This is a genomic window from Janthinobacterium sp. GW821-FHT03C10 (assembly GCF_059420865.1).
Genome location: NZ_JBWKUN010000007.1, coordinates 100,886 through 112,290, shown reverse-complemented (window position 1 = coordinate 112,290; position 11,405 = coordinate 100,886). Strand labels below are relative to the sequence as shown.

Below are 11,405 nucleotides of genomic sequence, written 5' to 3'. Positions count from 1 at the left end.
CATGGCTGGCCGGTGTCCGTGCCGCTTGCCGCACCTGATCCCGCACGCTATGCTGATGGGCGGGACCAGGTGCGTGGGATTACATCAGGACATTCCCGCCGACTGAGCTTTCCGGGTCAAAGGAAAATACGCGCAATTCTGGCGGCGTGTCTTCGCCGCGCATGATGCGTACGGTGATGACGAAAGACAATTCCCAGCGGCCGCTTGCATAGCCCACGTCCAGCGTATGTTTCCATTCCTGGCGGATATGGTGCAGCGTTGGCGGTACGGTATCGCCCAGAAGTTGCTGGATTTCGAAGTCCAGTGGCAAGCTATAAGTGGCCCCTACGGCTTGCAAGAAGGGCGATGGAGGTGAATAGATGGTCGGGACTTTCGGACCGATCTGCGTCAGTTGCGGCACGCTGATGATGCAGCAATCGATGATCTGGAACGAGCTGAAGCCGCTGTCCTTGGAGCCGCAGCAAGTCACGTCGAGATAGACATGTTGTCCCTTCTGGAAGTGTACCCCGCCCATATAGGGGCCATGGCGTGGATCGGCCGTGCCGTCGCACGAGGTGAAGCTGTAGTCGAGCTGGTTGGTAATCTGATCTGCATCAAAATGCACGGATAACTTCATCCAAGGGCTTACAGGCGTCATGTTTTACGATCTCTTTTCAGGTTAATAATAAACTGCTGGTAGCGAGCATCTCGTCGCAGGTTCAACAGATCGGGGGCTGACTCGATCAGATTGAGGGGATAGCCAAGCGTGCTGGCTTGTTGCAGCGCAGCCAGCGCTTCTCCGCGCATATCCGTAAGTTCATACGTCAGGGCGGCGCGAAACTGTACGTCAGCCATTTTTGGGGCGAGGCTAAGTGCGTGCCGCACGCCCAGGAGCGCGGCTTGCTTTTCTTCCGTGTAGGCCTGGTAAAGCGCCAGGCGTGAAATAACGGTGACATCGTTGGGTTTGCGCTCGACGATGGGCCGTAGCAGGGCGATGGCGCGCGCATAGGATTGTTTGGACGCTTGCATTTGCGCGGGAACCCAGCGCTGTGCATCGGCCAGATTGGCCCACAGCAAGTAGATGCCGGGACTGCCCTTGGTTTCGGATACGGCATTTTCAAACGCCTGCACGGCACCCAGGTAGTCGCCCTTGGCAAACAGCGTTGTTCCTAGGTTGGTGTAAAGCTCCCAGTATGGAGCGATCTGTAGGCCTTGTTGCAAGACCTGTAGCGCTTCCACATCGCGATTCAGTCTTAACAGCGTGGCGTTGAGGAAGGCATAGGTGCTGGGGGAGTGGGGCGACATGGAAATACTTCTCCGGAAGCCTTGTTCGGCACGGGGGTAGTCTCCCTGCCTATAGTGCATGACGCTAAGCAATGTGACAAACACATGCTCGCCGGGATAGGCCGTCATGGCCTGGTCCAGTATGGACTGGGCCAGATCGAATTTATTGCTGGCGATCAGTACGCGTGCCTTGCAATACAAGCCGAGAAAACTGTTCGGTTCGAGATTCAGGGCGTTCGTCGTCGCATGCAGCGCTTCGTCGGTCTTGCCCTGTATTTCATATACCCATGCTTGCGCGACATGCGCGAGTGCCAGTTGATTGTCTGCTTCCAGAGCCTGCCTGGCATTGACTTCGGCCCGATGTAGCCAGGTATCGTCGCGGCCCTCTCCTATATAGCGCAGGCTCGATGCGATAGACAGCCCTGCTGCGGCCGCGGCATTATTGGGGTTGTGCTGTAATACAGTTGAGAAATGCGTGACCGCCTGTTTCTGGCTATTGTCCTGATCAAACGTGCGCATGGCGTCCATGCCAGCCTTCATGGAGCCCACTTCGGAGTACAGCAAGGTGTCATGGTGGTCACGCCAGGACATCATCAGCTCGGGGCCTTGCCATGCAGTAAGGCCCAATACGAGGATGGCGCCAGCCGCCAGCAGGCTGCGCTTGAGCGGCAGTTGTAGGCGGATGGCAATCGAGGCCGGTGGTTTGACCGTTGGCGCATCGGCTACCGGGGCTGCCTGTGTTACCGGTCCGCTTTGCCACGCCAGTATGACGTCGCGCACGTCGCGCATGGTGCGCGGTCGTTCGGCCGGGTCGTGCGCCGTCATCGCGCGCACGACGGCGTTGATGGCGGGCGGCACCGTATCCGGCAGGTCGGGCCACGGCTGCGTCGCCTGCATGTGGGCGGCGGCCAGGGCCAGGCCGTTCAGGTGGGCGAAGTGGCGCTGGCCGGCCAGCATTTCGTACAGCATGGCGCCCAAGGCATACACGTCGCCGCGCGTGTCGGGCAGGCGGCCCATCAGGCGCTCGGGCGCCATGTAGGCGATGGTGCCCTGCAAGTCGCACAGGGTGGTCGTTTGCGTCGCTTGCGGGTCGATGTGGCGGGCCAGGCCGAAGTCGAGGATGCGCACCTTGCCGTTTGCTTCCAGCATCAGGTTTGACGGTTTCAGGTCGCCGTGGACCAAGTCCATGGCGTGCGCCTCGTCCATCGCGTCGGCGATCTGGTAGGCGATGTCGAGCGCCGACCGCAGGTCAGCCTTGCCGTTGTGCATGAACTGGCCCAGGGTCTGGCCTTCGACCAGTTCCATGACGATGGACTGGCCCGTGCCCTGGCCCTCGATGGCGAAGATGCGCACGAAGGCCGCATGCTTGAGCGAGGCGGCCAGGCGCGCTTCATTGATGAGTTTTTCGGGATGCAGCACGTCGGCTTGCGGTTTCAGGCGTTTCAGCGCCACGCTGCGGCACAGCTTGGCATCCCAGGCTTCGAAGACATGGCCGAAACCGCCCTCGCCCAGCAAGCGGCGCACTTCGTAGTGCCCGCTGATCGTGTCGTCTTGCGACGGGGTCTGACGCAGGGAGTCGAGCAGTTCCATATACCTTGGCTTCGGAGTGCATCAAGGTGCGCAGCAGGCATCGGAGAGGGAACTGCGATGGCTGTGTGCGCAAAATGATTGATTTTGAGTAACTTCCTGATTTAAAACGATTGTTTCGAATAAGTCAATTAGTATTGACAAGGAGTGAATAAAAGCCGCTGCCGTGGGCGAGGCATTGCTTGCCGATTCATGCTTGCAATCTTGTTCAAACTCAATTTTCCCTTTCCCCGCTTCCTCAATAATGCTGATGGGGCTGTACCTACATGTGCGGGTCAGGCGTTGGGAGCGGGCATGGATGAGTTGTTGCAATTTTACGAGCGCGAACTGGGCACCTTGCATGCGCACAACCAGGCGTTTGCCCGGCGCTATCCGGCCATCGCGGGGGCGCTGGGCATCCAGGGCGGCGACATGGGCGACCCGCACCTGGCGCGCATGCTGCAGGCGTTTGCCATGTTCAACGCACGTACGGCCAAACGGCTGGCCGATGGTTTCGGCACCTTCAGCGAAACCTTGTTGGAAGTGAACTTTCCCCATTATTTGCGCCCGTTTCCTGCCTGCGCCATTGCGCGCATCGATAACGACCTTGCGACGTTGACCGAGCCGGCCATGATTCCGCGCGGCACGGTCATGCATGCTGCCGAGCATCAGGGCGTCACCTGCAAGTTCACCACTGTCTACGATGTCGCCGTGGCGCCGCTGCGCCTGTCCGACGTGCGCTTTCAATCCATCGTGGCGGCGCCGCCCGCATTGCGCCTGACGCCGGATTTGGGGGCGGCGATCAGCATCACGCTCGAAGCGACGGGGGCCACAGCCATGCTGGACGGGCTGCCGCTGGCTATGCTGCGTCTGTTCCTCGACGGCGAGCCTGCGTTTTGCGCCACCTTGCGCGACAGCCTGTTCCTCCGCACCCGGCGCGCCTGTGTGGAAGTCGATGGCGCCTGGCATGCGCTGGACGCGGTGCCCTTGCATCCGGTCGGTTTTTCCGCCGCAGACGCCTTGATACCGGCCCGAGCCGCCTCGCATCCCGCTTACCGCCTGCTGGGCGAATGGTTTGCCTTTCCGGATAAATTCAATTTCGTCGACCTGGACATGGCCGCGCTGCGCCCGCTGTTGCCTCCGGTGTGCCGGCGTTGCACCGTGCATCTGCTGCTGGCCGATGTGCCGGCCGATGCGGATATCGCGCGCATCCTGCGGCCCCTGTCGGCAAGGCATCTGGTGACGGGATGCACGCCCGTCGTCAACCTGTTCCGCCAGGCGGCCAATCCCATCCGCCTGACGCACACGAGCGCCGACCATGTGCTGCTGCCATCGGTCAGACAGGCGCATTGCTACGATATCCACAGCGTCGACAGTGTGCAGGTGCTCGGTGAAACGGCGCAGGGCGCCGCGCTGGACACGTTCCACCCGTTCTATTCGATGCGCCACGGCGAGGCGGGCGGGCGCCAGGGGCGCTACTGGGTGACGCGGCGCGACGAAGACATGGCGCTGAGCAATCCCGGCTATGACATGCGCATCGCCTTTGTCGACGGCGCCATGCAGCCGCTGCACGACGCCACGCAAACGGTGTCCATCATGCTCACCTGCAGCAACCGCGATTTGCCGAGCCGCCTGGTGTTCGGCAATGCCGCGGGCGATTTGCGCCATGACGGCGTGGCCAGCGCCTTGCCGGTGCGCCTGCTGCGCAAGCCCAGCGCTGCCTGCCGCTTCCCTGCGGGAGTGGCGTCGCACTGGCGGCTGATCGCGCAACTGTCGCTGAATCATCAGTCGCTCAGTGAACAAGGCTTGCCGCTCTTCAAGCAAATACTCGAGCTGTACAACTTGTCCGGTTCGGCCAGCGCCGCGCGCCAGATCGCGGGCATGACGGGACTGTGCCAGCGCGCCGCCAGTACCTGGCTGCAGGATGAGGCGGGCGGCAGTCTGGTGTTCGGCATCGACGTCCTGCTATCCGTCGATGAGGAAGCCTTTGTCGGCAGCGGCTTGCATGCATTTGCCCAGGTGATCGAACGCTTTCTCGGGCTGTATGTGCACCTGGGCTCGTTTACCCGCCTGATCGTCTTGTCGCAGAAGACTGGAAAGGAGTTGCTGTGCTGCCTGCCCCGCAATGGAAACCAGGCGCTGGTGTAGTCGCGCGCCTGCTGGCCGACCCGTCCGGCACCGCTTTCTTTCAGGCGGTGCGGCTGCTGTCTGCCTGGCTGATGCAGCAGGGCATCTCGCAGGAGCAGGTGTTTGATGATTGTCTGCGCCTGCATGGCAGCGCATCGCTGTCGTTTGCGCCGGGAGAAATCGAACAGCTGTGGCTGGAGCCGCAGGCGGACGGCGATATGCAGGTGCATGTGCGAGCGGCAATGCTGGGTTTTCTGGGCGTGCATGGCAGCTTGCCGCTGCATTACACGGAAACGCTCGCGCGCCACGAACGGCAAACGGGCGATGGCGGTCCCCGTGACTGGCTCGATACGCTGTCGCAGCGCGCGCTGGCCCTGTTTTACCAGGCCTGGGCACGTTACCGCATCGAATGCCAGATGGACGCCGACGGCGGCGATTTCCTGCCCCTGCAACTGGCCCTGGCCGGTGCCTGGCCTGCCGAGGTGGCACGGCAGGAGGATGGCTTGCCTGCGCATGTGCTGGCCCATTACGCGGCCTTGCTGCGGCATCGGCCCGTGGCGGCCGACGTGATGCAGGCGGTGCTGGCCGAGTATTTCGGCGTGCCCGTGCGCATGCAGCGTTTTGTGGGTGCCTGGTTCCGGCGCGCGCCGCAGGAGCGCACCCTGCTGGCCACCGCGCACGCCCGGCTGGGGCACGGCGCCATGCTGGGCGAGCGCTGCCGGCGCGCCGACTTGCGCGTGCGCCTGGTGCTGGGACCGTTGGAGCGCCGTGTCTACGAGGATTTCTTGCCCGGCCGGCCGGGCGCGCTGGCCCTGCGCCAGATGCTGGCGCTGTTCGGCTTGCCCGGCATGAGCTTTGAAATACGCCTGGTGCTGCGGCGGGAAGACGTGCGCACCTGCGTGCTGGGCACGGGCACCTGCCTGGCGCAGGATGCTTTTTTGGCCGGCAAGCTGCCGGCCCGTGACCGCGACGACATGCATTACGACATACGCTTCGATGGTTCCGCCTGAGACCGCCATACATATTGTGTCCCGATGACCGCTGGAAGGAAGAAAACCATGGAAGACTTCGCGCAATGGATGGCCGTGGACAAGGCCTTGACCGCCGGCAACCGGGCCCTGCGGCTGCGCCTCGCCTACCCGGACGGCAGCAATGAGGATGTCTTGCTGCCGCAGCGCATCAGCGGCAGCGAGGCCATCTGCGGCGGGATCGAGTACCGCATCCTGTGCGTCGCCACCGAAGCGCGGTTGCCGCTGAAACAGTTCATCGCCGTACCGGCCGAATTGCAGATCGTGACGGACCAGGGGCAGCTGCGCAGGGTCTGCGGCATCGTCGCCGAAGCGTGCGCGGGGCAAAGCGACGGCGGGCTGGCCACTTATCAGCTGCTACTGCGCGACGGCCTGGCCCTGATGGAAAAGCGCGTCAACACGCGCGTGTTTCGCAACAAGCATGAATTGCAGATCGTCCAGCTGCTGTTTGAAGAATGGCGGCAGGGCAATAGCGTGCTCGCCGCCAGCCTGGATCTGTCCATCGATGCGGCGCTGGCGGCGCGCAGCCTGCCCGTGCGCGAATTCACGATGCAGCACAATGAATCCGATGCCGCCTTTATCCGCCGCCTGCTCAGGCGCCGCGGCATCGCCTGGTACTTCCAGGCGGGAGCGCCGTCCGGCCCCAATGCCGCCACCACGCCCGTGCATGCCCTGCTGCTGTTCGACGACGCCAGCCGCCTGGCGGAAAATGCGGCTGGCACGGTGCGCTATCACCGCGATGACGCCACCGAGGAAAGGGATGCCGTGACGGCCTGGAGCGCCGTGCGCCGCTTGCAAGCGGGAAAATCCGAACGTTACAGCTGGGACGATGGTCACCCGCACAGTCCGCAGTTCATGGCCACGCAGTCGCACGGCGGCGTAGATCAGGGCGGTCATGGCAATCGCCTGGCGGCCAGTCTCGACGACTATATCGTGGAGCCGCCGCTGGCCGCCGGCAGCAATGACGAATTGCGGCAACTGGGCCAGCTGGCGATGGCGCGTCACGATCTGGACAGCAAGTGTTTCCAGGGAGAAGGCTGCGTGCGCGACTTTTGCGCGGGCCAATGGTTCAGCCTGGAAGGGCATGCCGACATCGACAGCCACCCGGCGGCCGAGCGCAGTTTCGTCATCACGGCCTTGAGCGTAGCGGCCAGCAATAACTTGCCGACAGGCCTGGATGCCCGTGTCGGGCGCCTGTTTGCGCAGAGCGGCTGGCAGTGCGATGCCGGCCCGGCACAAGGAGCCGGCGCCGATGGCCAGCCGGCCTTGCGCTACCGCAACCGCTTTACTTGCGTGCGGCGCGGCATCGCCATCGTGCCCGCTTTTGACCCGCGCAGCGATTTCCCCGTCGTCCGCCTGCAAAGCGCGCTGGTCGTCGGGCCCGCCGGCGAAGAAGTGCATTGCGATGCGCTGGGGCGCGTCAAGGTGCGTTTTGGCGCCACGCGCGCCCCGGACCACGCGCATGCCAACGGCTCCGGCGCGTCCGATACGGAGCGCGATTCGGCCTGGGTGCGCGTGGCATCGAGCTGGACCGGCAATGGCCCGGGCAGCGGCAAACAATGCGGCACCTTGAGCTTGCCGCGCATCGGCACGGAAGTGCTGATCGACTTTCTCGGCGGCGACCCGGACCGGCCCATCATCGTCGGCCAGCTGTACAACGCCGTGGGCGTGCCGCCGGGCCTGAGCGCGCGCGGCGCCTTGCCGGGCAACCGTTATCTGTCCGGCATGCGCAGCCGCGAAGTGCGGGGCGGGCGCGGCAACCAGCTGTGCTTCGACGACACGCCGTCGCAGATCAGCGCGCAGCTGGCCAGCGACCAGGCGGCCACGCAATTGAACCTCGGCTACCTGACGGAGCCGCGCAGCGACGGCGCAGGGCGGCAGCGCGGCGATGGCTTCGAGTTGCGCAGCGACGCCAGCGGCAGCGTGCGCACGGCCCGTTCGCTGCTGATCTCGGCCTGGAAACAGCTGGGCGCCAGCGGCAAGCAGCTCGACGGCAGCGAGCATGCCGCCCTGATGAAAGAGTGCCTGGAATTGTTGACCTCCCTGGGCGATTTTGCCGCCCAGCACCAGGCGCTGGCTCTGGACGCAGCCGGCAGCAAGGCGCTGGGAGCGGCGATTGCCGCCGACCAGCCCGCCGTCAGCATCACGGCGCCCGAGGGTGTGGCGCTGAGCACGCCCCGGACCATTGCCGGCAACGCGGGCGCGAATATCGACCTGGTGGCCCAGCAGCATCTGCAACTGAGCGCGGCCCAGCGCTGCAACGTCAACGGGGGCAAGGGCATTTCCCTGTTCGCGCACCAGGACGGCATCGTGCAGGTGGCCCATTTCGGCAAGTTTTTGCTGCAAAGCCAGCACGATTTATTGCAGGCGGACGCCGCCAAGGACATCCGCCTGACGGCAGGCACGCGCCTGGTCGGCATGGCGCAGGACGAAATCACCTTCATGACGGCGGGCGGCGCCTACCTGAAACTGTCCGGCGGCGCGGTGGAACTGGGCGGACCCGGCGCGCTGACGGTGAAGACCGATGGCCACCACTGGAACGGTCCCGGCAGCATGAAGGCGGAACTGCCCACCTTCGGCGAAGGCGAGCTGGGCCGCGTGCCGCGCTTGCTGCGTCCCACCGACGGCTTGCCCGTCGAAGGCGTGGAAGTGCACATCGAGCGCGAAGGCGACGGTCCCGTGACGGGCGTCAGCGGTGCCGACGGGCGCGGGCCGAAGGTGGCGACCGACCACCTGCAGCGGCTGAAGGGATTTTTCTTCCGCCGCCGTTCCTGAACCCCCCGTCACTGGAGAGCACGCCATGCAGTTCGATCCCCACCCGCCGCTGTGCGACGACCCCGAAATCGATATCCTCGGTCAGTTTTCCTGCAACGCCAATTTCCAGAGCAGCGACCGGGACACGCTGCAGCAACTGCCGCTGCCCGGCATCGTGATCTTCGTGCACGGCGTCAATTCCGATGGCGAGTGGTACGCGGCAGCCGAAGAGGGACTGTGCAACGGCCTCAACGAACGCCTCAAGCGTTCCTGCCATCATATGCAGCACCTTGGCGTGGAAGGCGGCGAACTGAAGGCGGTCAATTATGGCGCCGAAATCACGGCCGAAGGCTTTCTCCATCCGGAGATGTCGGCCGATACCTTGATCCGCGATGCCGGCACTTTTTCTCCCGTGATCCGTTTTCGCTGGGGCTACAAGGCTTCCGGCGAGGAACTGCAACAATACGGCAAGGGCATCTACCTGAACGAAGACAATTACTGGGGTGGCGGGCCCTTTGCCAATGGCTGCAGCGCGCTGGCCGACCTGTGGAAGGACGGGCTGAGCGAGGGTTTATTCTTGTGGAACAAGATCCAGCACATGAATCCTTTCCCGGAACGGCAAGTGTACAGCTGCCCGCCGCGAGCGTATTTCGTGCTGGCCGCCTACCGCCTGGCCAGGCTGGTCGAAGCCATCCGCCAGCAGCAGGCCGACGTGCCCGTCACCATTGTGTGCCACAGCCAGGGCACGATGGTGGCGATGGCGGCCGCCTTTCTGGGCGCAAACCTGCCCAAGGTAAAGGACAGTTTTCCCTGCGTGGCCGACAACTATGTCATTTGCAATTCGCCGTACAGCCTGGCGAAACGCAATAGCGCCGAGAACTGGGTGGCCGGCAACCTGCGCGCGGCGGACGGCAGCACGGGAAGGGTGACGGTGCAGGCGCGCATCGCCACCTTGAAAAACTTCTTTGCCATCATCGGCCAGCGCGCCAGCTTGGGCGAGGCGCAGACGGACGAGGAAATCGACCGCTGCATGGCCAACCTGGAGCACGGTTTTTCCGCCGCCCAAGATCGTGAACAATACGGGATCGCCGGCGCCGCCCGGGGCGGCAAGAAATCATCGTATGGCAGGGTGACCATCTATTGCAATCCGCACGACGTGGTGGTGTCGTCCGTCGCCATCGAGGGCATCGGCTGGCGCGGCCTGTCGGGTTCGCTGGCCAAGGACAGCAAGGACGGCGGCGAGCTCGCTGCCACCGAGGCCGCAGGCGTCTGCGTGCAGCGCGTGTTTGCCCAGGGGTTTGAGGTGGGCAAGCAGGGCAGCTATCACTACTGGACCGATCACTGGCGCAAGCCCGCGCCGGGCGGCAAGGACTTCTGGTTTCCGGCGCAGAAATATGCGTCGTATTCCATCAAGCAGGGCGTGGAGGCCAGCCAGGAGAGCCGCTTGTCCACCATCCTGACTGTCGGGTTTGCGCCCCTGTTCATCGTGGCCACGGGCCTGGCTCGCAGCCCCTGCAATGCCTCGCCCCACAAAGACTGGAAAATCGAACTGAACGCCCCCGACCTGCTGCCGCCCTTTAAGCCGCAGTCCTTGCGCTTTGGACAGACCAGCGAGGAATTCGACGAAGGCTACGAGCCGCCCGGCGAATCGCGCCAGGCCGGCAAGCAACGCGCGCCCGGCGACGATTACCTTACCGATCATGAGATTCCGCCCGGCGGCTTGCAGGGGCAGGCTGGGAAAAACGAAGCCAAACGCATGGACAGCGCCAGGGGCACGGCCGATGACGAGGCGCGCCTGCGATTCGAGCAGCGCGCGGTGATACGCGCGCAAGCCATACGGGAAGGGAAAAGTCCCGAGGGTCAAAAAGTGCAGCAGGAAATGCCCAACGCCACGCCCGACGCCGAGTACCTGCAATGGCGCAGCACGCGGGTAGGGGAAATGATGTCCAGTCAGGCCGGCGCCTACGCCACCGACCATTCCACCATCCTGACCAACCCCATGCACTCAGAGCGGGCGCTTGCGTATGACGTGGCGGTGGGCGTGTGCCGCATCAAGCCGGACCAGCTGCGCAAGTTGAGGGTGGCGGCGGATTGGCGGTTGTTGAGGGCACTAAATAATACTGAATCCGCTAAATTGTTCGAAGAATATTTTAATGATGGGAAATTGCATGGTTTTACCATTACTCAATGGTCTCAGCAGACTGGTGGAGAAGGAAATCTTCCTGTATCCATAGTTGACGTGAGAGAGAACCCTGCTCTTGATTCTCGTCCTAATTCCGGTGAACGAGCATTTTTATAAAGAGAAATCACATTTCATATAAATTCCTAAATATTAAGTAAATATTTATCTTGTTGGAGATCATGTCATGGCTAGATCTATATTGTTATCTATACTCGGTGCGTTTTTGATTGTTTTAGTTTTGTCAGCTTGCGCCCGTTTACGTACATCGGCAAACATAGTGACTCCTGTCGTTCCTATTGATGGATCTTTAGTGCAGAGACCATTTCTGGCTCAGGTAGTCGGGTTGCAATGGTTAAATCCTTTGCATCGTAGAGACTATCCCACTGAATGGCAGCTACTTTGGACCCTTGGCCTGGCACGGCCTAATCCGAACGATGATATGGTAAAAGAAAAACCTGAAAAATATTCTAAGTTGCAGAGTATTG

General features: G+C 62.8%; 6 protein-coding genes. 4 read left to right on the top strand and 2 right to left on the bottom strand.

From position 1 onward, the window contains the following. Positions 1-79 precede the first annotated feature (79 nt). Together AC07VH_RS22505 and AC07VH_RS22500 are read right to left on the bottom strand one after the other, a co-directional pair. Positions 80-637 carry a hypothetical protein gene (locus AC07VH_RS22505; protein WP_475417972.1) on the bottom strand — a complete coding sequence of 186 codons (558 nt, stop codon included), beginning with the start codon at positions 635-637 and terminating at the stop codon, positions 80-82. After that, positions 634-2,853: a protein kinase domain-containing protein gene (locus AC07VH_RS22500; RefSeq protein ID WP_494789021.1), complete on the bottom strand. Its 2,220-nt coding sequence runs from the start codon at positions 2,851-2,853 to the stop codon at positions 634-636. Before AC07VH_RS22500 ends, AC07VH_RS22505 begins: the two co-directional genes overlap by 4 nt. A gap of 291 nt (positions 2,854-3,144) precedes the next feature. On the opposite strand from AC07VH_RS22500, the gene tssF reads away from it, so the two are divergent. Genes tssF through AC07VH_RS22480 form a run of 4 tightly spaced genes read left to right on the top strand, consistent with a single transcriptional unit; the run spans position 3,145 to position 11,037 of the window. Further along, entirely contained in the window at positions 3,145-4,977 is a 1,833-nt protein-coding gene (tssF, locus tag AC07VH_RS22495; protein WP_494789020.1) for a type VI secretion system baseplate subunit TssF, read from the top strand. Beyond that, positions 4,938-5,966, top strand: a complete 1,029-nt coding sequence (gene tssG / locus AC07VH_RS22490; RefSeq protein ID WP_494789019.1) for a type VI secretion system baseplate subunit TssG — start codon at positions 4,938-4,940, stop codon at positions 5,964-5,966. Before tssF ends, tssG begins: the two co-directional genes overlap by 40 nt. Before the next feature lie 48 nt (positions 5,967-6,014). Beyond that, positions 6,015-8,759 carry a type VI secretion system Vgr family protein gene (locus tag AC07VH_RS22485; RefSeq protein WP_494789018.1) on the top strand — a complete coding sequence of 915 codons (2,745 nt, stop codon included), beginning with the start codon at positions 6,015-6,017 and terminating at the stop codon, positions 8,757-8,759. A gap of 25 nt (positions 8,760-8,784) precedes the next feature. Beyond that, the gene (locus AC07VH_RS22480; RefSeq protein ID WP_494789017.1) at positions 8,785-11,037 is read left to right on the top strand and encodes a T6SS effector phospholipase Tle3 domain-containing protein; all 2,253 of its coding nucleotides are present in this window, start codon (positions 8,785-8,787) and stop codon (positions 11,035-11,037) included. Positions 11,038-11,405: the final 368 nt, after the last annotated feature.

Excerpts from the sequence above, each read along its gene's own strand:
- AC07VH_RS22485 (WP_494789018.1), top strand. The coding sequence starts at position 6,015 with ATGGAAGACTTCGCGCAATGGATGGCCGTGGACAAGGCCTTGACCGCC.
- AC07VH_RS22505 (WP_475417972.1), bottom strand. The coding sequence starts at position 637 with ATGACGCCTGTAAGCCCTTGGATGAAGTTATCCGTGCATTTTGATGCA.
- AC07VH_RS22500 (WP_494789021.1), bottom strand. The coding sequence starts at position 2,853 with ATGGAACTGCTCGACTCCCTGCGTCAGACCCCGTCGCAAGACGACACG.
- tssF (WP_494789020.1), top strand. The coding sequence starts at position 3,145 with ATGGATGAGTTGTTGCAATTTTACGAGCGCGAACTGGGCACCTTGCAT.
- AC07VH_RS22480 (WP_494789017.1), top strand. The coding sequence starts at position 8,785 with ATGCAGTTCGATCCCCACCCGCCGCTGTGCGACGACCCCGAAATCGAT.